This window comes from Paraburkholderia lacunae, assembly GCF_003353175.1.
In the GTDB taxonomy this organism is placed as follows: domain Bacteria; phylum Pseudomonadota; class Gammaproteobacteria; order Burkholderiales; family Burkholderiaceae; genus Paraburkholderia; species Paraburkholderia lacunae.
This window is the reverse complement of the sequence record NZ_QHKS01000002.1, coordinates 98,311-119,798: the sequence shown is the minus strand read 5'-3', so window position 1 is coordinate 119,798 and position 21,488 is coordinate 98,311. Positions and strand designations below refer to the sequence as shown.

The window sequence follows — 21,488 nt, the reverse complement described above, 5'->3', positions numbered from 1 at the left end:
TTCGCCCCGCAAGTTGTCTATTAACTCGGCGAAGCCTTTATTATAGCGACTTCCTTTGATTGTCACAGAGTGTCCACTCGTGCCGTATTTCAACCCGTTTCCAGGTTTCTTGAGCAAAGCGTCGCTCGACGCCCCACGCGGAGGGCCGGCATGCTGAGTCGTATTGGTGCCCACCTGGCCATTGGGCTGCTGAAATTTTTAGCGCTGCTGCCGTACGGCCTCGTTGCAAGAATGGGCGATGGGCTTGGCTGGCTGCTCTATCAGATCCCCAGCAAGCGTAAGCGCATCGTTCATATCAACCTGAGCTTGTGTTTCCCGGAATGGAGCGAGGAGCACCGCGCAGAGATCGCGCAGAAACACTTCCGCCATGCGATTCGCAGTTATGTGGAGCGCAGCGTGCAATGGTTCGGCTCTGCGAAGAAGCTCGAAAAGCTCGTGCAGGTGGATAGCGAGATCGACCTGCTCGATCCCGACATGCCGCCCACCCTATTGCTTGGCGCGCATTTCGTCGGTATCGAGGCAGGCTCTGTGTTCATTAATCACGCACTGCGCCGGCAGTGCGGCGCGCTCTATCAGCCGATGTCCAACAAAGTGCTCGACGACGTGGCGATAGCCGCGCGCGGCCGCTTTGGCGCGGATATGGCAAGCCGTGCTGACAGCGCGCGCATCGTGCTGCGCTGGCTGCGCGACCGCAAGCCCGTCATGCTCGGCGCCGACATGGACTACGGCATGCGCAACTCGACGTTCGTGCCGTTCTTTGGCGTACAGGCATGCACGCTGACGGCCGTCGGACGGCTCGCCGAAGTCGGACACGCGCAGGTGGTGCCGTTCATCGGCGAAGTGCTGCCGAACTACAAGGGCTACCTTCTGAAGGTGTTCAAGCCGTGGGATAACTACCCCACCGGCGACGAGGATGCCGATGCGCGCCGCATGAACGCCTTTCTCGAAGAACATATTCCCCACATCCCCGAGCAGTATTACTGGGTTCACAAGCGCTTCAAGACCCGACCGCCGGGTCAGCCGAGCGTGTACTGAGCACATCGCGTCGAAACGGCGCCGAAACGCTGAAATAGCGCGGAGTTCGGCGCACCTGCCGGCGCGTCACTTACAATAGCGTGATGAAACTGAAATTCACCAAAATGCACGGCGCGGGCAATGACTTCGTCGTGCTCGACGGCTACACCCAACCGGTCAACCTGACACCGGAACGGGTGCGCGCGCTCGCGGACCGGCATTTCGGCGTCGGCGCCGACCAGTTGCTGCTGGTCGAAAAGCCCACGCTCGAAGGCGTCGATTTCCGCTATCGCATCTTCAATTGCGACGGCGGCGAGGTCGAGCATTGCGGCAATGGCGCGCGCTGCTTCGTCAAGTTCGTGCGCGATACCGGCTTGACCGACAAGCGCAGCGTGCGCGTGCAGGTTCAGAACGGCACCATCACGCTGACCATGCAGGAGAACGGCGAGGTGCTGGTCGACATGGGCACGCCGGTGTTCGACCCGGAGCGCGTGCCGTTCGCCACCAAGGGTCTCGAAGGCCGAGGCGAAGGCGCCGACACGCTTTGGCCGCTCGAGGTGAACGGCGCGACACGCTGGATCTCGGCGGTGTCGATGGGCAATCCGCACGCCGTGCAGGTGGTGGACGACGTCGAAGATTTCCCGGTGCTTACCGACGGCCCGGTGATCGAGCGGCATGCACGTTTCCCGCAGCGAGTGAATGCGGGCTTCATGCAGATCGTCGGCCGCAGCGAAATCAAACTGCGCGTCTACGAGCGCGGCGCCGGCGAAACGCTGGCGTGCGGCACGGGCGCTTGCGCGGCGGTGGCCGCCGGCATCCGCCGCGGGCTGCTCGATGCGCCGGTCCTCGTGCACACGCACGGCGGCAAGCTGACGATTTCGTGGGACATTACGCAGGACGGCGCGCCGCTGCTGATGGCCGGCCCGGCGGCAACCGTTTTCGAAGGCGAAATCGAATTGGCCGATTAGCCGACCAACCGACTAACCGGCCAACCAGCTCGCCTCCCACTCAACCCATTGACCGATGCGCCGCCCGAGGGCGTCGTCCCGTAGTCCTTTAGCCGAAACCATGAACGATCGCGAAGTCGCCGAATATCTGCTCGCCAATCCCGAATTCTTCGCCGAACACGCGGAAATGCTCGCGGCCATCCGGCTTGCGAACCCGCACGGCAAAGCCGCGGTGTCGCTGCAGGAACGGCAGATGGAAATGCTGCGCGACAAGAACAAACTGCTCGAACGGCGCCTCGCCGAGCTGCTGCGCTATGGCCACGAGAACGACAGCATCGCGTCGAAATTCAATCGCTGGACCATCCGCGTGATGGCCGAGCGCGATCCTTACGCGCTGCCGCGCACGATCGCCTACGGCTTGCGCGAGATTTTCGATGTGCCGCAAGCCGCGCTGCGTGTGTGGGACATCGCCGAACCGTACACCCAGGCCGACTTCGCGCGCCACGTCGGCGAGGAAGTGCGGATCTTCGCGAACAGTCTCACCACGCCGTATTGCGGCGCGAACACCGGCTTCGAAGCGGCACAGTGGCTGGCGCCGGCAGTGTCGGCGGTCGCGGACGACGCGGCGCCGGCGGCCGATAACGCCAGCGGATCCGCGCACGTCACCGAGTCGATCGCGCTGCTCGCGCTGCGCGACCCCGAAGGCAAGGAAGAAACGCCCACCTTCGGCTTGCTGGTGATGGGCTCAGCCGATCCGCGCCGCTTCCATGAAGGCATGGCCACCGATTTCCTGACGCAGATCGCCGCGTTGGCAAGCGCGGCGCTGAGCCGTCTGCTGCCGCGCTGATCGCGCGCCGATTCCACACCGATTCCACGCCGATCCGCCCAACCACCGCCCATCGTGACCGAAGCCGACCCGATCGCCGCCTATCTGTCGAACCTCGAACACGAGCGGCGGCTGTCGGTACATACGCTGCGCGGCTACACCCACGAACTCGCGGAACTGAAGCTGCTGGCCAAGGGCCGGCCGCTCGAAAGCCTCACTGCCGTCGATATTCGCGGCGCCGTCTCGCGCGCGCATGCGGGTGGGCTGACGGCGCGCTCGATCAGCCATCGGCTCTCGGTGTGGCGCGCATTTTATCGCTGGTTCGCGGGCCGCGTCGCCTTGCCGGCCAACCCGGTCGCCACCGTACGCGCGCCGAAACAGGCGAGGACCTTGCCCAAAGCGCTTTCCGTCGACGACGCCATGCGTCTGATGGAAAGCCCGCCCGCCGCCACGCTCGAGGGTTTGCGCGATCACGCGATGCTGGAGCTGTTCTACTCGTCGGGCCTGCGCCTGTCCGAACTGGTTGGCCTCGACGCCCGTTTCGCCGATGCCGACGGCTACCGCTCCGCAGGCTGGCTCAAGCCCGATTCCGCCGAAGTCGAAGTGCTCGGCAAGGGCAACCGGCGCCGCATCGTGCCGGTCGGCAGCAAGGCGCTCGAGGCCTTGCGCGCATGGCTCGAAGTGCGCGACCAGATGGTGAAGCACGATCCGCATCCGCTGTTCCTGTCGGCGCGCGGCAATCGTCTGTCGCCGAACGTGGTGCGTGACCGGGTGAAGCGCACGGCGCTGGTCGCCGGCATTCCCGCCAACGTGCATCCGCACGTGTTGCGGCATTCGTTCGCCACGCATGTGCTGCAATCGAGCGGCGACCTGCGCGCGGTGCAGGAACTGCTCGGCCACGCCAGCATCACCGCCACTCAGGTCTACACCGCGCTCGATTTCCAGCATCTCGCGCACGTCTACGATCAGGCGCATCCGCGCGCCAAAAAACGCGACTGATTCCGCTTTTAGCGGTTGCTGTCTTCACCTTCGCTTCATCGCCGTGTGCGCCATGCACGCGGCCTATTGCTTATTGCTCTGCTGACACCCTGATGAATACCGTTACGCTCAAACCGTCGAAAGAAAAGTCGCTGCTGCGCCGCCATCCGTGGGTTTATGCCAATGCGATCGATCGTGTCGACGGCAATCCCGCTGCCGGCGCCACCGTGCTGGTGCGCGCGCACGACGGCCGTTTCCTCGCACGCGCCGCCTATAGCCCGCATTCGCAGATCCGCGCCCGCGTGTGGAGCTTCGACGAAACCGAGCCGATCGATCACGCTTTCTTCAAGCGCCGCGTGCAACGCGCGCTCGCGCATCGTCAGACGATGGTGCACGACACCGGCGCCGTGCGGTTGATTTTCGGCGAAGCCGACGGCCTCCCCGGCCTGATCGTCGACCACTACGTCGCCGAGGACGAAGGCCAGCGCAGCCAGCTCGTCTGCCAGTTCATGGCGGCGGGCGTCGAGGCGTGGAAGGAGGCGATCGTCGCGGCGCTGACCGGCGCGACCGGCTGCCCGAACGTCTACGAACGCTCGGACGTGTCGATCCGCCAGAAAGAAGGGCTCGAACAGATCACCGGCGTGCTGGCGGGTGAAGCGCCGTCGGAGAAGCTGATTTCGAGCGAAAACGGCGTGCGTTATCACGTCGACGTGCGCAACGGCCACAAGACCGGCTTCTACGTCGATCAGCGCGACAATCGCCTGCTGGTGCAGCAGCTCGCGCAGGATCGCGACGTGCTGAACTGCTTCTGCTATACCGGCGGCTTCTCGCTGGCAGCGCTCAAGGGCGGCGCCAAACGCGTGGTGTCGATCGATTCGTCGGGCGAGGCCTTGGCGCTCGCGCAGCAGAACGTCGCGGCCAACGGTTTCGATGCCGAGCGCGCCACGTGGCTCGACGCCGACGCGTTCAAGACCCTGCGCCGCCTTTACGACGACGGCGAGCGCTTCGACCTGATCGTGCTCGACCCGCCGAAATTTGCGCCGTCGCGTGAACATGTGGACCGTGCGTCGCGCGCCTACAAGGACATTAACCTGACCGGCCTGAAGCTGCTGCGCCCGGGCGGCCTGTTGTTCACCTATTCGTGTTCCGGCGCGATCGACTCCGAACTTTTCCAGAAAATCGTCTCGAGCGCCGCGGCCGACGCGCGCGTGGATGCGCGGATTCTCAAGCGGCTCGGCGCGGGGGTCGACCATCCGTTGCTCACCGCATTCCCGGAAGGCGAATACCTGAAAGGCCTATTGTTGCAAATCGCCTGATCGCCCATAGTTTCAGGGTTATTTCCCGCGCTGGCGGCGTGGGCAAACGCAGGTTCGAACCTCACCGCCAGCGCCGGCTTGACAGATATGTTTCAATAGCCGGCTAGACCGGGCTGCGCGCCACGAGGCCGCCGCACCCGGTGTATGCACCCGGAGTAGGCGCCCGCTTAAACCCCCAATTACGCACAGATTCACGTACATACAGGCGACCCATATGATCCCCGTCACTATCCTGACCGGCTTTCTCGGCAGCGGCAAAACCACCCTGCTCAAGCGCATCCTGAACGAAAAGCACGGCATGAAGATCGCCGTGATCGAAAACGAGTTCGGCGAAGAAAACATCGACAACGAAATTCTCGTGCAGAACACGAGCGAGCAGATCATCCAGATGAGCAACGGCTGTATCTGCTGCACGATCCGCGGCGATCTCGCGCGCGTGCTGGGCGATCTGGCGGAGCAGAAACAGTCCGGCAAGCTGGATTTCGACCGCGTCGTGATCGAGACCACCGGTCTCGCGAATCCGGGTCCGGTCGCGCAAACGTTCTTCATGGATAACCAGATCGCCGACGAATTCCTGCTCGACGCGATCATCACGCTGGTCGATGCGAAGCACGCGAATCAGCAGTTGGACGAGCACGAAGTGGTGCAACGCCAGGTCGGTTTCGCCGATCGCCTGTTCATCACCAAGGGCGATCTGGTCGACGAACAGCACGTGGGCGATCTACGTCATCGCCTCCTGCACATGAATCCGAGGGCGGCGATCAAGCTCGTCAATTTCGGCGAGGCGGACATCAAGGAAATCTTCGACCTGCGCGGCTTCAACCTGAATTCGAAGCTCGAGATCGATCCGGACTTCCTCGCCGAAGACGAACACGCGCACAGCCATGCTCACGCGCATGACGAGCACGGCCATACCCACGACGATCACGCAAACTGCGATCACGACCACGGCCATTGCGATCACGAAGGCCACGATCACACGAATCATCACCACGCGCACCACGACGACAAGATCAAATCGTTCGTCTACCGCAGCGACCGCGCGTTCGACCCGAACAAGCTCGAAGACTTCCTCGGCGGCATTCTGCAGATCTATGGCGAGCGTCTGTTGCGCTACAAGGGCGTGCTGTACATGAAGGGCGTCGATCGCAAGGTCGTCTTCCAGGGGGTACATCAGATGATGGGCAGCGATCTGGCCGCGAAATGGCAGCCGATCGAGAAAAAGACCAACAAGATGGTGTTCATCGGCATCGAACTGCCGCAAGACCTGATCACCGACGGTCTGAACGCCTGTCTGGCGTAAGGTGCGGGCGGCGGCGGCACGTGCCGTGCCGCTCCATTCGGCCGCGGGGGCTTTCGACGACATGGGCGCCACGTCAATCGTCTGCCGAATGCGCCGGACACGGCCGAAAGGCTGCTGAAAAGTCGTGCGTATGAAAAGCGCGTGAAAACCCTGCTGTATTAAAGCGTGCACGACCATCGCTTTTTGGTCGTCCGCGCGTTATATTTTCGGGATATCAGCGCGCTGCAGCGGGATTTCCACCAGTTGCGGTGCAGGATTGTGATTCAGTTACAATACGTGCCCACTGGAGAATGACAACGAATTGCCCGGTCAGCGCGTATCCCGCGCCGGGCTCGAAATGGCGCCGGAAAATCTTGTCCGGAAACACGCCGACAATGCCGGCTGGCACAGCCTGAACGGGGGGTGCGCTGCCGGTGAGCACTGCCTCAGGAGCACTTGAGAATCGGTTTCCAGAGGAGTTCGGCCCCGCATTGGCGTAGCAGCGCCCAGCGCGTAGGCGCTCGGCGTATCGACGCCCGGCGCTTCGGCGTCACGACAGTCCATCGTCCGTGTTCGCCCTGCGCTCATTGAGCGTCTAGAAGCGCCTTTGCGGGCAACACGAAAGTGCGGGCACTATGTAAGAGTTTTGCCTCACATTGAAGAAGCAAGCCAGATGACGACGAAACGACTCTTGACCGAAGCCGAAATCCTGAAGATGAGCGACAAGGATTACATGAATGAGGATCAGCTCGCTTTCTTCAAGAACAAGCTCGAACAGCTGCAGGCGGAGATTCTCCGCAATGCCGGCCAGACGACCGAGAACCTGCGCGAAACGGTAATCGTGCCGGACCCGGCCGATCGCGCAACGATCGAGGAAGAGCATGCGCTGGAACTGCGCACGCGCGACCGCGAGCGCAAGCTGCTGAAGAAGGTGCAGCAATCGCTCGCGCGCATCGATTCGGGCGATTACGGCTGGTGCGAAGAAACCGGCGAACCAATCGGCATCCCGCGTCTGCTCGCACGGCCCACGGCCACCCTGTCGCTCGAAGCACAGGAACGCCGCGAACTGCGCCAGAAGCTGTTCGGCGATTGAACGCCTGCGGCGCGGCCTCGGCTCCGCGCCCTGTTACGCTGCTTCGTCGAGAGGCGCACGGTGAGCCGTGCGCCTTTTTCTTTGTGCGCGACACCTTTGTAGCGTTCGCTGGAAACACGGCGCCGATCCTCCGCCGGGCTGTGGGTCCACACCGCGCCGGACCTGCCCCCGTCTCTTCCCCCCTCCGCCGTGCACCCTCCTTGTCGCGTGTATTTTGTCTTATGCCATTTGCCGGCTCTTGATATGACCGCGCACGCCCTAAAATAAACCGGACATGCGTTGCACGAGCGCGCGCCGGCCGGTTGGGTTTTTCACGTCGCGCGCCGTCCGCTTCCCGGATTCATGCGGTAGCGCTGCGCTGCCGCGTCCTACCCGTTTTGCAAAGAGGAACGCATATGGAGCAATTTCACGGCACGACGATCGTCTCCGTGCGCCGCGGCGACAAGGTCGCGCTCGGCGGCGACGGCCAGGTGACGCTGGGCAACATCGTCATGAAGGGTGGCGCGAAGAAAGTCCGGCGCATTTATAACGGCAAGGTGCTGGTCGGCTTCGCCGGCGGTACGGCCGACGCCTTCTCGCTGCTCGACCGCTTCGAAGCGAAGCTGGAAAAACATCAGGGCAACCTGACGCGCGCGGCCGTCGAACTCGCGAAAGACTGGCGCACCGACCGCATGCTGCGCCGGCTCGAAGCCATGCTGATTGCCGCCGACGCCACCACCACCCTCGTCATCACCGGTAACGGCGACGTGCTCGACCCGGAAGGCGGCATCTGCGCAATCGGTTCAGGCGGCGCCTACGCGCAAGCCGCTGCGAAAGCGCTCGCAGACAACACCGAGTTGTCGCCACGCGAAATCGTGGAGAAGTCGCTGGAGATTGCCGGCGACATGTGCATCTATACGAACCACAACCGCGTCATCGAGACGATCGAGTAAGGACCCGCGATGAGTACCATGACCCCTGCCGAGATCGTCTCGGAACTCGACAAGCACATCATCGGCCAAGGCCGCGCGAAGAAAGCAGTGGCGGTGGCATTGCGCAACCGCTGGCGCCGTCAGCAGGTCGAGGAACCGCTGCGTCAGGAAATCACGCCGAAGAACATTCTGATGATCGGACCGACCGGCGTCGGCAAAACCGAAATCGCGCGGCGTCTGGCGAAACTGGCCGACGCGCCGTTCATCAAGATCGAGGCCACCAAGTTCACCGAAGTCGGCTATGTAGGCCGCGACGTCGACAGCATCGTGCGCGATCTGATGGAGATTTCGATCAAGCAGACGCGCGAAACGGAAATGCGCAAGGTGCGAAGCAAGGCCGAAGATCAGGCCGAGGACCGCATTCTCGACATCCTGCTACCCACCGCGCGCCCGGTCGGTTTCGGCGCGAGCTCGAGCGTCGCGGACACCGTGGATGAAAGCAGCCCCACGCGCCAGACCTTCCGCAAGCGCCTGCGCGAAGGCCTGCTCGACGACAAGGAAATCGAACTCGACGTCGAACAGCCGCAAATCGGCATGGACATCATGGGGCCGCCGGGCATGGAAGACATGACCGAGCAGATCCGCTCGATGTTCGCCAACATAGGCGGCGGCAAGAAAACGCGCCGCAAGATGAAGGTGAAGGAAGCGCTGAAAGTCCTCACCGACGAAGAAGCCGGCAAGATGCTCAACGACGAAGAGGTGAAAACCAGGGCGGTACAGAACGTCGAGCAGAACGGCATCGTGTTTCTGGATGAGATCGACAAGATCGCGTCGCGTAACGAAGCGGGCGGCGGCGAGGTGTCGCGCCAGGGCGTGCAGCGCGATCTGTTGCCGCTCGTCGAAGGCACCACGATCAGCACCAAGTACGGCATGGTGAAGACCGATCACATCCTGTTTATCGCGAGCGGCGCGTTTCATCTGGCGAAGCCGAGCGATCTGATTCCGGAGCTGCAAGGCCGTTTCCCGATTCGGGTCGAACTGGATTCGCTGTCGGTCGGCGATTTCGAAGCGATCCTGGTCGCCACCGATGCAAGCCTCGTCAAGCAATACCAGGCGCTGCTCGAAACCGAAGACGTGCACCTCGAATTCGCCGACGACAGCATCCGCCGTCTCGCGGAAATCGCATTTTCGGTGAACGAGAAAACCGAGAATATCGGCGCGCGCCGCTTGTACACGGTGATCGAAAAGCTGCTCGAAGAAGTCTCGTTCTCGGCCGGCAATCATTCGGGTACGACAGTCAAGATCGACGCGGCCTATGTCGATCGCGCGCTAAATGAAGTTGCCGAGGACGAAGACCTCTCGCGTTACGTGCTGTGATGTCGCTGATGTTGCATTAGAACCTGCGCCTCATCGCATCTTGTGTGAGGCGTAAAAAAAGCGGGCTGCCTTGCGAAAGGCAGCCCGCCTGGCGTTCTGGCTTGCTAACGAAAGACCCGGCGCTTACTGCTTGACCGGCCGCTTGGCCAACTTGCGCTGCAACGTTCGACGATGCATGTTCAGCGCACGCGCGGTCGCCGAAATATTGCCGCCGTGCTCAGCGAGCACGCGTTGAATATGCTCCCACTCGAGACGCGCGACCGACAGCGGCGTGGGATGCTCGATCGCCTCTTCAGCTTGCAATGCGCTCGCTTCGCTTTGCAGCGCCGACAAAATCGTTTCGACGTTGGCGGGTTTCGCCAGATAGTTATCCGCGCCGTCTTTCACCGCTTGCACCGCGGTGGCGATGCTCGCATAGCCGGTCAGCACCAGCATCCGCGCGTCCGGCTGCAAGTCGCGCAACGGCGCGACGAGCGTGAGGCCCGAATCGTTGCCCAGGTGCAGGTCAACCGTAATCTGGCCGAACTTCTGCAGGTTCGCGAGCTTGATCGCCTCGTCCGCGTTGTGCGCTTCGGCCACCGTGTAGCCGCGCCGAGTCAGACCGCGGGCGAGGATGCCGGAGAACACCTCGTCGTCGTCGATCACCAGAAAATTCATATCGCTCATGCCTGTTTCTCCGTGTTGGATGGCGCGGCGCCGCGACGGCCCGTGCCGGATATTTTGTGTGCCGCGAGCGGCAGCCGCAGCACCGCGCGCGTACCACGCGGCTTGATCTCACTGACGTCGGTCAGTTCGATCGAACCGCCCAGACGCGCTGCCGCAGAGAATGCCAGGTAAAGACCCACGCCGTGTCCGCCCTGTGTACTGTCGACCGGCATCGCGCCGAGCGAACCGCGCAGCGCCGGCGGAATGCCGGGGCCCGCGTCGCATACTTCGAATTCGATCTGGTCGCCCTGCATCGCGAGCCTGCATGCCAGCGTCACACGATCGCGGCTAGCACGCGCTGCGTTGTCCAGCAGAATCGTGAGAATCTGGCTGACGGCAACCGTGTCGTCAAGGCTGACCTCCGCAGGCGGCACGCCGAGCCGTTCGAATTTCACATGCGGATGGCGCAAGCGCCATTGTTCACCGAACGATTCGAGCCACTCGGCGACGCGTTGCCGATTGCTCGGCGTCGATGCGCGGCTGCGCAGCCGCGCGAGCGCCGAGGTACATAACGTCATTTGCTGTTCGAGCAGTTCGAGATCGGCGGCATAGGGCGCGAGGCCCTGATCCGTGCGCGCGGCGCCGCGCAATTCTTCCGACAGGATCGCAATGGTAGACAGCGGCGTGCCGATTTCGTGCGCGACGGTGGCAGCCTGCACGCCGAGCGCGACCGCGCGCTCGTCGTGCAGCAAGCGCTGCTGGGCCTCGCCGAGCGCTGCGTCATGTAGCCGCAGCGCTCGCGACATACGCGCCACGAACCATGCAATCAAGCCGACGCTGACCATGAAGTTCACCCACATGCCGGCGCGATAGTAATCGAACAGATTGGCGGGGTTATCGAGATTGAGCGGGACCGAATCGAAACCGAGCACTGCGTAGCAGGCCACCGCGAACGCCGCGAGCCACGCCATCAGATGCCAGGGCAACACGGCCGCGGCAATCGCGAGAGACGGCAGATACAGCGACACAAACGGATTGGTCGTGCCGCCGGACAGAAACAGCAGCGCCGACAACGCGCCCAGATCGACCCAGATCTGGCCGAACAATTCGAGGTTGGACTCGGGCCGTTGCTGCGAGACGCGCCACCAGGTGAGTCCGTTGAAGATCACTTCGAGTGAGATCACGAGCAACATCGCGGGCAACGGCAGGTGCACGCCGATGAAGGTCTGCACGAACGCGATCGTCACCAGTTGGCCGATGATGGCGAGGCTGCGCAGCCAGAACAGATGACCGAGATTGACCCGGCCGGTGTTGGTTATCCGATGCATGACGCCAGTTTACCTGTTCGGACGTGTCTGACTCACCTCGAGATGCCGCGCCGGTAGCATGGAATTTTTCCGCTAGCACCGTACAAGCGCAGGCCAACTGGCTCGAAGCCGCCGCACGCGCTCTGAGCGCGCTCGCGACCGACCGGTGTCCGCACGGCGTAATCGCCATAGCGCACCGGTTTCAAGCTCGGTCCGCGCCAGACCCGGCTTGCGCAACTCGTGCGATCTCTGCCGCCAGACATTCAGGACACAAGCAGCGGCCGCTCGGATCCAGCCTGTCGGCCGGCAATGCCGGCATGGCGCGGCACCAGCAGTCGAACGGCTGTCCGTGCATGGCGCAATCGAACGCGTTGCCGCAGCGCGGGCAACGCGCGCTGCTTGCGTGACGGGAGACAGACGGTTTCATGACGGGCCGGATGGTCTCGCTGAGGCATCGGTCAGGAAATGATGCCACGTCTGACGAGGCTCCGTCAGTCGTCCGTCCGGCCTATTCACGGGCGGGCTCGGATCGCTGTACGCTTCACCTTCGCCCGCCTGCCGGCACCGCCGATTGCGCAGTGCGCAAAGCACGCGCCGCCCGCCGCCAGCAGCGCTGTCGAAAACCCTGTTGCAGCGCGCCAGTCCTGTACAATTCGCCCTGTTTCAACTGTCCCGTGCCCGAGCCTGCCGCCATGTCCGAGCTTCCCGACCTTTCGCAGATTGCGCCCACCCTGAAGGCTGAAATCCTGGCCGAGGCGCTGCCCTACATTCGCCAGTATCACGGCAAGACCGTGGTCATCAAATACGGCGGCAACGCCATGACCGAAGAGCGCCTGAAGCAAGGCTTCGCGCGCGACGTGATTCTGCTGAAACTGGTCGGTATCAATCCGGTGATCGTGCACGGCGGCGGTCCGCAAATCGACCAGGCGCTGAAGAAAATCGGCAAACAGGGCACGTTCATCCAGGGCATGCGCGTCACCGACGAAGAGACGATGGAAGTCGTCGAATGGGTGCTCGGCGGCGAAGTGCAGCAGGATATCGTCACGCTGATCAATCATTTCGGCGGCCATGCGGTAGGCTTGACCGGCAAAGACGGCGGCCTGATCCACGCGCGCAAGATGCTGATGCCGGATCGCGACAATCCCGGCCAGTATGTCGATATCGGCCAGGTCGGCGAAGTCGAGGCGATCAATCCGGCGGTCGTGAAGGCGCTGCAGGACGACGCGTTCATTCCGGTGATCTCGCCGATCGGCTTCGGTGAAGACGGCCTGTCGTACAACATCAATGCGGATCTGGTCGCAGGCAAGCTGGCAGTCGTGCTGAACGCCGAAAAGCTCGTGATGATGACCAACATCCCAGGCGTGATGGACAAGGAAGGCAATCTGCTCACCGACCTGTCGGCGCGTGAAATCGACGGCCTGTTCGCCGACGGCACGATCTCCGGCGGCATGCTGCCGAAAATCTCGTCGGCACTGGATGCGGCGAAGAGCGGCGTGCGTTCGGTACACATCATCGACGGCCGGATCGAGCATTCCGTACTGCTGGAAATTCTCACCGAACAACCGTTCGGCACGATGATCCGTTCGCATTGATCCCCGCCTCAGGCATGGCATGCATGGCGCGCTCAACCTGCGCGCCATGCATGTCCCCTTGCCTGTGCCCATCCGTGCTCGCGACGTCGATCGGTACGCCACGCGCCGCCCAAGCGCGCGAAAATAAACATCCCTGTCCTGCCGCAGCCCGCAACGCGAACCGCTCGCGTTCGCCGCGCGGCGCGGCAGCACGCCGCTAGCCGGCTCCTCTTATCATGCGCACTCCCACTTTCCGGCGCCGTCGTCCGCACATCGCAGGCGGGCGTCCGGTCTGGCTGTTCGATCTCGACAACACGCTGCACCACGCGTCGCACGCAATCTTTCCGGCGATCAACCACGCGATGACGCAGTACATCATCGACGCGCTGCAAGTCGAGATCGACGAAGCCAACCGCCTGCGCAACGGCTACACGCAGCGCTACGGCGCGACCTTGCTTGGGCTCGCGCGGCACCATCCGCTCGATCCGAACGATTTCCTCAAGGTCGTGCACACGTTTGCCGATCTGGGTTCGATGATCCGCCATGAGCGCGGGATCGCGCGCCTCGTCGCGGCGCTGCCGGGCCGCAAGATCGTGCTGACCAACGCCCCGGAAGCCTATGCGCGCGCCGTGCTGGCCGAACTGGGCAGCGAGCGCCTGTTCGAGCAAGTGATCGCGATCGAGCACATGCGCGACCGGCGCGGCTGGCGCGCCAAACCCGACCACGCCATGCTGCGCAAGGCGATGCGCGACGCGCACGTGTCGCTCAAAGACGCGATCCTCGTCGAAGACACGCGTTCGCATCTGAAGAACTATCGGCGGCTCGGCATCCGCACCGTGTGGATCACTGGCCATCTGCCGCGCAAGCCGCATGCGGACGGCGTGCCGACGCGTCTGCCGGGCACCGGCCGGCCGCACTATGTCGACCAGTGCATTCGTTCGTTAAAATCGTTACGACTGGGCACCCGCTCGGTGCGACTGAAGGGACGACAGACATGCAGCCGATCGACAAGCCTGACGAAGCCGTAGCCGAACACGAGCCCGACCCCGCGGCAAACCCGCGCGCGCCGCGCCTGAAGCCGGGCGAGCGCCGCGTGCACATCCTCCAGACGCTCGCCGCGATGCTGGAGGCGCCGAAGAACGAAAAGATCACCACGGCGGCGCTCGCCGCCCGCCTGGGCGTCTCGGAAGCCGCGCTGTACCGGCATTTCGCCAGCAAGGCGCAAATGTTCGAAGGGCTGATCGAGTTCATCGAACAAACCATCTTCGGCCTGATCAACCAGATCGCCGACAAGGAAAGCAACGGCGTCCTGCAAGCGCGTTCGATCGCGCTGATGCTGCTCAATTTCCCCGCGAGGAATCCCGGCATGACGCGCGTGCTGACATGCGAGGCGCTGGTCGGCGAGCATGAGCGGCTCACCGAACGCGTCAATCAGATGCTGGAGCGGGTCGAAGCGTCGTTGAAGCAGTGTCTGCGGCTCGCTCAAATGGAGGCGGGTGCAACTGCCGATGCACCTGCCGGCGCGAGCGCCGGGAGCGTGAACCATGGTGTCCCGCTGCCCGCCAGCTACGATCCGGCGATCCGCGCGAGCCTGCTGCTGAGCTATATCATCGGCCGCTGGCACCGCTACGTGCGCAGCGGCTTTGCGCGCCCGCCCGCTGAACACGCCGACGCCCAGTTGCTGCTGATTCTTCAGTAGCCCGCGCGGGCATGCGCGGCTTCATGCGAGCGTCTACGATGCTGCCGCGTGAGAATTTCCGCTATACTTTGCGCCTGACTGCGGCCCCTCGATGCACTTGAGGCCGCAATGCAGAACACCTTGAACATCCGACGCGCCGATTTGCTGACTCGATTGCGGGCGCGCGAACTGCCGGGAACCATCCCGGGGTTCATTACAAATGCGGCTAAAGAGGTCGTCAGCCCCGCACACAGTCGCCTCCTCCGTGCTTTGCCGACGCCGTCTAGCCGCCCTGCTTTGTTAAATGGCGGAATGAATGGAATCGATCGGTATCGTCGCTCCCCAAAAAATGCATTTCAGCGAGCCGCTGCGCTTGCAGAACGGCAGTTCGCTCGCCGGTTACGACCTGATGGTCGAGACCTACGGCACGCTCAACGCCGCACGCAGCAATGCCGTGCTGGTGTGTCACGCGCTCAACGCTTCGCATCATGTGGCGGGCGTGTATGCCGACAATCCGAAGGACATCGGCTGGTGGGACAACATGGTCGGTCCGGGCAAGCCGCTCGACACCAACCAGTTCTTCGTGATCGGCGTGAACAACCTGGGCTCGTGCTTCGGCTCGACCGGCCCGATGAGCATCGATCCGGCCACCGGCAAGCCGTACGGCGCGACGTTTCCCGTCGTGACGGTCGAAGACTGGGTCAATGCCCAGGCGCGCGTCGCCGATGAATTCGGCATCACCCGCTTTGCCGCGGTGATGGGCGGAAGCCTCGGCGGCATGCAGGCGCTCGCGTGGAGCATGATGTATCCGGAGCGCGTCGGCCATTGCATCGTGGTCGCCTCCACGCCGAAGCTCTCCGCGCAGAACATCGCCTTCAACGAGGTGGCGCGCTCGGCGATCCTGTCCGACCCCGACTTCCACGGCGGCAACTACTACGCGCACAACGTGAAGCCGAAACGCGGCCTGCGCGTCGCGCGGATGATCGGCCACATCACCTATCTGTCGGACGACGACATGGCCGAGAAATTCGGCCGGGCGCTGCGCCGCGCGGAAGGCGCGGTGGACGAGTACAACTTCAACTTCGACGTCGAGTTCGAGGTGGAGTCGTATCTACGCTACCAGGGCGACAAATTCGCCGACTACTTCGACGCGAACACCTATCTGCTGATCACCCGCGCGCTCGATTATTTCGATCCGGCCAAAGCCTTCGACGGCGATCTGACCGCCGCCGTCGCGCACACCACCGCGAAATACCTGATCGCCAGCTTCTCGACCGACTGGCGGTTCGCGCCGGCCCGCTCGCGTGAACTGGTGAAGGCGCTGCTCGACCACAAGCGCACGGTGACCTACGCGGAGATCGACGCGCCGCACGGCCACGACGCCTTCCTGCTCGACGACGCGCGCTATCACAACCTGATGCGCGCCTATTACGAACGCATTGCGAACGAGGTGAACGCATGAACCAGCGCGCTCTCGATTATCTGGCGCTGCGCCCGGACTTCCGCGCGATCGCCCGCTGGGTCGAACCCCGTGCCACCGTGCTCGACCTGGGCTGCGGCGACGGCTCGCTGCTGTCGCTGCTGACCGAAGAACTGGACGTGCAGGGCTACGGTATCGAAATCAACGACGCCGGCGTGCTGGCGTCGACGCAAAACGGCGTCAATGTGATCCAGCAGAACCTGGAAGACGGCCTGCGTCTGTTCGAGGACGCCAGCTTCGACTTCGCGATCCTCTCGCAGACGCTGCAAACCATTCATCAGACGGCCGCGATCCTGCGCGAGACGGTGCGGGTAGGCAAGGAATGCATCGTCTCGTTTCCGAATTTCGGCTACTGGGCGCATCGGCTCTCGGTGTTGCAGGGCCGCATGCCGGTGTCGAAATCGCTACCTTATCAGTGGCACAACACGCCGAACGTGCGGGTGCTGACCATCAAGGATTTCGAGGCGCTGGCACCGGAGGTCGGCATCGAAATTCTCGACCGCGTGGTGCTGCACGACGGCCAGGCGGTGCGGTGGGGCGTGAACTGGCGTGGTAGTCTTGCGGTCTATCGCGTCAAGAAAAGCTAACGCAAGCTATCCACATGTCGAACCCGCCGCACGAGGCGCCTGCACTTACCGCTCACGAAGAACATCCCGGCTGGCGCGCGTTTCTGAATACGCGCATGCTGATTTGCGTCTTTCTCGGCTTTACGTCCGGACTGCCGCTGTTCACGCTCGTCTATCTGGTGCAGGCGTGGCTACGCTCGGAAGGCGTCAATCTGAAGGAAATCGGCCTGTTTGCGCTGATTCAGTTCCCGTACACCTGGAAATTCGTCTGGGCGCCGCTGATGGACCGCTACGTGCCGCGTCTTCCGGGCTGGCGGCCGGGCAGACGGCGCGGCTGGATGCTGGTCACGCAGATTCTGGTCGCCGGAGCGATCGCCACACTCGGCTTCGTCTCGCCCAAAGACGCGATCTGGAGCGTCGCGGCCTTGACGGCGCTGGTCGCGTTCTTCGGCGCGAGCCAGGACATTGCGATCGACGCCTACCGGCGCGAGCTGCTGAGCGACACGCAGCAGGGTCTCGGCAATGCGGTGCATGTGAACGCTTACAAAATCGCCGCGCTGGTGCCGGGTTCGCTGGCGCTGATTCTGTCCGATCACTTGCCGTGGACCACCGTTTTCATCGTCACCGGCGCGTTCATGCTGCCCGGCATGATCATGACGCTGGTGGTGCGCGAACCCGAGGTGCACGGCACGCCGCCCAAGAATCTGCGCGAAGCGATCGTGCAGCCGTTCAGCGAATTCATTCAACGCGACGGCTGGCGCGGCGCGCTGTTCGTGCTCGGTTTCATCTTCCTGTATAAGCTCGGCGATACGATGGCGACCACGCTGTCCACGTCGTTTTTCCTCGACATCGGCTTTTCGCGCACGCAGATCGGCGTGATCGCGAAGACCACCGCGTTTGGCGCGAGTCTCGCGGGCGGGATTGTCGGCGGGATCTGGCTGATGAAGATCGGCATCGGCCGCGGCCTGTGGATCTTCGGCATCCTGCAGATGGTGTCGACGCTCGGTTTTGCGTGGCTTGCGCATCTCGGGCCGGCCTCGCCCGGTCTGACGGCGATTTACGACATCGCCGTCTGGGTGAGCCAAGGCGCGACCAGGCTGCTGGCAGCAGTGGGCGTCGACTGGGCCGTGCAGCTCGAACCGCGCTCGGTCGCGCTCGCACTCGTGTACGGCTTCGAAACCTTCTCGACCGGCCTGACCATGGCGGCCTTCACCGCCTACATCGCCAGCACCACCGATCCGCGCTACACGGCCACCCAGTTCGCGCTGTTCACGAGCCTGGCTTCGGTGCCGCGCACGCTGGCTTCAGCGGCAAGCGGCTACGTGGTCGCGAAGATCGGCTGGTTCGACTACTTCATCGTGTGTACCGCGCTGGCACTGCCCGGCATGCTGCTTCTGCTGCGGATCTCCCCTTGGAGAAACCAGTCGTGACGGTGCGTGTGCCAAAGCGCGCGATGCGCACGGATGCCTCTTCGGCCGCCTTCAGCAAGGCCAGCCGCGCCGCGTTCCACGCTGCATTGGCGTTCGGCTATGCCGGCCTCATGCTCGCCACTCCGTCGAGCGCACACGCGACGGCAACGGCAACGCCGGCGGCCGCCACCAGTGCGTCGGCGCCGGCCACCGTGCCGCCGGCAAAATCGGCGCCGAGCACAGTCGCCCTCGAAAACCCGGCACCGGCGGCGCCCAGCGCGAATAGCGCCGCAACTGCCGGCAGCGCACCGGCCGCCGCCACACCGCAGGCTTCACCGCCGCCCGCGCCGCCCGCGTCTCCTCAGCCGGTAACGGCCAAGACACCCGCGCCTACCGCCATGCCGCTCACGGGCGCAAAAGCGCCCGCGGCCACGTCGGCGCCCGGCGCTTCAAACGCGCCGGTGTCCACGTCGTACGGCCCGAACTCGCAATTGCGCTACGGCGGATATGTGGTGTTCCGCAACCTGATTCCGTCGTCCATGCTCGAGGCGCAAGCCGCCGAAGAGTTCGACCAGATCGCGCGCGGCGCGGACCACGCGAACCGTCTGTACGGCGACACCGACGCGCACGTCACGCGCGTGCGTTCGATCGCCGACAAGCTGATCCCTTACTCGCTGAAATGGAACGAGCGGGCGAAGGGCTGGAAGTGGGATGTGGCGGTGGTGCGCTCGCCCGATATCCGCATGTACTGTCTGCCGGGCGGCAAGATCGTCGTGTATAGCGGACTGCTCGACCGCGTGCGGCTGAACGACAACGAACTCGGCGCGCTGATCGGCCACGAGATCGCGCACGCATTGCGCGAACATGCGCGCGAGCGGCTCGGCGAGCAACAGGCGGGACAACTGGGTTCATCGGGCGCGATTCCGCAGCTGTTCGGGCTCGCCGATCTCGGCGCAGCGCCGCTCGGCATCGGCTCGCAGTTGCTGGAAATGAAGTACGAGAGCACCGACGAAACCGAAGCCGACGTGATCGGCAGCGATATCGCGTCGCGCGCCGGCTTCGATCCGCGCGCGGCGGTCACGCTGTGGGACAAGCTGGCGACGGCAACGCGCAGCAATCGCGAGCAAGGTTTCATCTACGTGCATCCGTACACGCAGGCGCGCCGCCAGGACATCATCAAGCGCTTGCCGGACATGCTTCCGCTCTACGCGAAGGCCGCCGGCAAAACCGTGGACGCACTGCCGGACTACGCCGGCATGGGCCGCCCGCGCCGCAAGCTGGTCCGCGATTGAGTCTGGCGAACCGAGCGTTCGCGGCTCGCTCGCCGTGCTTGCGGCGCTAGTGGCGCTGGTGGCGCTAGCCGGCTCAAGCGGCTCAAGCGGCACTCACTCTGTGATTACTTCTTGAGCTTGTGGTCGTAGTCGACGGTCAGCGGCGCGTGGTCGCTGAACTTGATGTCGCGGAACACATCGGTGCGCTTCGCCTTGCCCGCGATGCCCGGTGTCGCGATCTGATAGTCGATCCGCCACCCGACGTTCTTCGCATACGCCTGCCCGCGATTGCTCCACCACGTGTACTGTTCCGGCCGCTGATCGAGCGTGCGGAACACGTCGACGTAACCGACTTCGTCGAACAGTTCGGTCAGCCACGCGCGCTCTTCCGGCAGGCAACCCGAGTTCTTCTGGTTGCCCTTCCAGTTCTTGATGTCGATCTCTTTGTGGACGATGTTGACGTCGCCGCACACGATCACTTCGCGCTCTTTGGACAGCTCCGCGAGATGCGGCATGAACTCGTCCATGAAGCGGTACTTGGCCTGCTGGCGCTCATCGCCGCTCGAACCCGACGGCACGTACACCGACACGATCGACAGTTTGCCGAAACGCAGTTCGACATAGCGCCCTTCGGTGTCGAATTCCTCGCTGCCGAAACCGATCACGACTTCGTCCGGCTCATGCCGCGTGTATACGCCAGCGCCGCTGTAGCCCTTCTTCACCGCATGCTGAAAATAGCCGGTGAAATCGTGCGGCGCCATGAATTCCGGCGTCATGTCGTCCTGCGAGCATTTGATTTCCTGCACGCACAGCACGTCGGCTTTCTGTTCGCCGAACCAGTCGAAAAAGCCCTTCTTCGCCGCTGAACGGATGCCGTTCAGGTTCGCGGTAATCACACGCAACATATCGTTCCTCTTAGGTTCAATTCGTTCAGTTCGTTCAATTCATTGCGAGACCAAAGGACAGGTCACTCGACCCTGACGCCCTTCAGCGACTCTTTGGGTGGCGGATATTCGAGTTTCAACCCTTCGAATGTGCGCAACAGCAACTCGGCGACCATCACGTTGCGATGCGTTTTCGAATCGGCCGGGATCACATACCACGGCGCGCAATCCATCGACGTGGCGGCCAATGCGTCGCAATACACCGCCTGATATTTGTCCCACTGCTTGCGCGCCTCGAGATCGGACACATCGAATTTCCAGTGCTTGCTCGGATCGTCGATCCGCGCTTGCAGACGCGCACGCTGCTCGTCTTTCGAAATGTGCAACATGCACTTGATGATGGTCGTACCGTTGTATGCCAGCATCTCTTCGAACTGACGAATGTGGCGGCAGCGTTGCTCGAATGCTTCAGCGTCCAGGTTGCCGAGCACGGTCGGCACCAGCAGATCTTCGTAGTGGCTGCGATTGAAGATCGTCAGCTCGCCGGCAGCCGGCGCTTGCGCATGGACGCGCCACAGGAAGTCGTGGGCCATTTCGACGGGCGTCGGCGCCTTGAACGGCACGATGTGCAAACCGAGCGGATCGACTTCATGAAACACTGCGCGGATCGTGCCATCCTTGCCGCTCGTATCCATGCCTTGCAGAACCAGCAACACGCGACGCTTCTGCTGGGCGTGCAAGCACTCCTGCAACGTATCGAGCTTCGCGCCAATCTCCGAGAGCCGCGCACGGTCGGCATCTTTTGAGCCGGTCGAAAAAGGCTTGGCGCTCGGGTCGAAATCGTCGAGTGAGAATTTGCTCTTCTTTTTGCCGTCGTCGAAATACGGCACGCGGTAATCGTCGAGTTCGGGTTGCTTCGCCATTCACACACTC

At 63.3% G+C, this 21,488-nt stretch carries 21 protein-coding genes; 16 read left to right on the top strand and 5 right to left on the bottom strand.

Annotated features, from left to right (window positions below):
* Window positions 1-150 precede the first annotated feature (150 nt).
* The 9 genes from DLM46_RS03325 to hslU all read left to right on the top strand — a co-directional run bounded on the left by DLM46_RS03325 (window position 151) and on the right by hslU (window position 9,744).
* Window positions 151-1,035, top strand: a complete 885-nt coding sequence (locus tag DLM46_RS03325) for a lipid A biosynthesis lauroyl acyltransferase (RefSeq protein ID WP_115099367.1) — start codon at window positions 151-153, stop codon at window positions 1,033-1,035.
* An 83-nt stretch (window positions 1,036-1,118) separates the two neighbouring features.
* Window positions 1,119-1,982: a diaminopimelate epimerase gene (gene dapF / locus DLM46_RS03320; protein ID WP_115099366.1), complete on the top strand. Its 864-nt coding sequence runs from the start codon at window positions 1,119-1,121 to the stop codon at window positions 1,980-1,982.
* 100 nt (window positions 1,983-2,082) lie between these two features.
* Entirely contained in the window at window positions 2,083-2,808 is a 726-nt protein-coding gene (locus DLM46_RS03315) for a DUF484 family protein (RefSeq protein WP_115099365.1), read from the top strand.
* A gap of 54 nt (window positions 2,809-2,862) precedes the next feature.
* The gene (xerC, locus tag DLM46_RS03310) at window positions 2,863-3,786 is read left to right on the top strand and encodes a tyrosine recombinase XerC (protein ID WP_115099364.1); all 924 of its coding nucleotides are present in this window, start codon (window positions 2,863-2,865) and stop codon (window positions 3,784-3,786) included.
* 92 nt (window positions 3,787-3,878) lie between these two features.
* Complete coding sequence (locus DLM46_RS03305; protein ID WP_115099363.1) at window positions 3,879-5,081, top strand: class I SAM-dependent rRNA methyltransferase; 1,203 nt, start codon at window positions 3,879-3,881, stop codon at window positions 5,079-5,081.
* A 214-nt stretch (window positions 5,082-5,295) separates the two neighbouring features.
* Window positions 5,296-6,384, top strand: a complete 1,089-nt coding sequence (locus DLM46_RS03300) for a CobW family GTP-binding protein (protein WP_115099362.1) — start codon at window positions 5,296-5,298, stop codon at window positions 6,382-6,384.
* Window positions 6,385-7,036: 652 nt separating this feature from the next.
* A complete protein-coding gene (dksA, locus tag DLM46_RS03295) occupies window positions 7,037-7,456 on the top strand; it encodes an RNA polymerase-binding protein DksA (RefSeq protein ID WP_006050516.1) in 420 nt (139 codons plus the stop codon).
* Window positions 7,457-7,851: 395 nt separating this feature from the next.
* The gene (hslV, locus tag DLM46_RS03290) at window positions 7,852-8,388 is read left to right on the top strand and encodes an ATP-dependent protease subunit HslV (RefSeq protein ID WP_006050517.1); all 537 of its coding nucleotides are present in this window, start codon (window positions 7,852-7,854) and stop codon (window positions 8,386-8,388) included.
* Between the two features lie 9 nt (window positions 8,389-8,397).
* Window positions 8,398-9,744 carry an ATP-dependent protease ATPase subunit HslU gene (gene hslU, locus DLM46_RS03285; protein WP_115099361.1) on the top strand — a complete coding sequence of 449 codons (1,347 nt, stop codon included), beginning with the start codon at window positions 8,398-8,400 and terminating at the stop codon, window positions 9,742-9,744.
* Between the two features lie 123 nt (window positions 9,745-9,867).
* On the opposite strand, the gene DLM46_RS03280 is transcribed toward hslU, so the two are convergent.
* From DLM46_RS03280 to DLM46_RS03270, 3 genes are all read right to left on the bottom strand, one after another.
* Window positions 9,868-10,410, bottom strand: coding sequence for a response regulator transcription factor (locus DLM46_RS03280; protein WP_115099360.1), 543 nt, complete (start codon window positions 10,408-10,410; stop codon window positions 9,868-9,870).
* The gene (locus DLM46_RS03275) at window positions 10,407-11,717 is read right to left on the bottom strand and encodes an ATP-binding protein (protein WP_115099359.1); all 1,311 of its coding nucleotides are present in this window, start codon (window positions 11,715-11,717) and stop codon (window positions 10,407-10,409) included. The genes DLM46_RS03280 and DLM46_RS03275 overlap by 4 nt, the downstream gene beginning before the upstream one ends.
* Before the next feature lie 181 nt (window positions 11,718-11,898).
* Window positions 11,899-12,123: a cysteine-rich CWC family protein gene (locus DLM46_RS03270; protein ID WP_115099358.1), complete on the bottom strand. Its 225-nt coding sequence runs from the start codon at window positions 12,121-12,123 to the stop codon at window positions 11,899-11,901.
* Window positions 12,124-12,388: 265 nt separating this feature from the next.
* On the opposite strand from DLM46_RS03270, the gene argB reads away from it, so the two are divergent.
* The 7 genes from argB (at window position 12,389) to DLM46_RS03235 (ending at window position 19,692) form a co-directional block, all read left to right on the top strand.
* Window positions 12,389-13,288, top strand: coding sequence for an acetylglutamate kinase (gene argB, locus DLM46_RS03265; protein ID WP_007179687.1), 900 nt, complete (start codon window positions 12,389-12,391; stop codon window positions 13,286-13,288).
* 215 nt (window positions 13,289-13,503) lie between these two features.
* Window positions 13,504-14,295, top strand: coding sequence for a pyrimidine 5'-nucleotidase (locus DLM46_RS03260; RefSeq protein WP_115099357.1), 792 nt, complete (start codon window positions 13,504-13,506; stop codon window positions 14,293-14,295).
* The gene (gene slmA, locus DLM46_RS03255; RefSeq protein ID WP_115099356.1) at window positions 14,262-14,966 is read left to right on the top strand and encodes a nucleoid occlusion factor SlmA; all 705 of its coding nucleotides are present in this window, start codon (window positions 14,262-14,264) and stop codon (window positions 14,964-14,966) included. Before DLM46_RS03260 ends, slmA begins: the two co-directional genes overlap by 34 nt.
* Before the next feature lie 295 nt (window positions 14,967-15,261).
* Window positions 15,262-16,407 (top strand): homoserine O-succinyltransferase MetX, encoded by a 1,146-nt coding sequence (gene metX, locus DLM46_RS03250; protein WP_115099355.1) that lies wholly within the window; start codon window positions 15,262-15,264, stop codon window positions 16,405-16,407.
* The gene (metW, locus tag DLM46_RS03245) at window positions 16,404-17,012 is read left to right on the top strand and encodes a methionine biosynthesis protein MetW (RefSeq protein ID WP_115099354.1); all 609 of its coding nucleotides are present in this window, start codon (window positions 16,404-16,406) and stop codon (window positions 17,010-17,012) included. The genes metX and metW overlap by 4 nt, the downstream gene beginning before the upstream one ends.
* A gap of 14 nt (window positions 17,013-17,026) precedes the next feature.
* Window positions 17,027-18,421, top strand: a complete 1,395-nt coding sequence (locus DLM46_RS03240; RefSeq protein ID WP_115099353.1) for an AmpG family muropeptide MFS transporter — start codon at window positions 17,027-17,029, stop codon at window positions 18,419-18,421.
* Window positions 18,403-19,692, top strand: a complete 1,290-nt coding sequence (locus DLM46_RS03235; RefSeq protein ID WP_244305807.1) for a M48 family metallopeptidase — start codon at window positions 18,403-18,405, stop codon at window positions 19,690-19,692. Before DLM46_RS03240 ends, DLM46_RS03235 begins: the two co-directional genes overlap by 19 nt.
* Window positions 19,693-19,796: 104 nt before the next feature.
* Here DLM46_RS03235 and DLM46_RS03230 read toward each other — a convergent pair whose 3' ends face one another.
* A complete protein-coding gene (locus tag DLM46_RS03230; RefSeq protein WP_115099352.1) occupies window positions 19,797-20,576 on the bottom strand; it encodes an exodeoxyribonuclease III in 780 nt (259 codons plus the stop codon).
* Window positions 20,577-20,638: 62 nt separating this feature from the next.
* A complete protein-coding gene (locus tag DLM46_RS03225; RefSeq protein WP_115099351.1) occupies window positions 20,639-21,478 on the bottom strand; it encodes a PPK2 family polyphosphate kinase in 840 nt (279 codons plus the stop codon).
* Window positions 21,479-21,488: the final 10 nt, after the last annotated feature.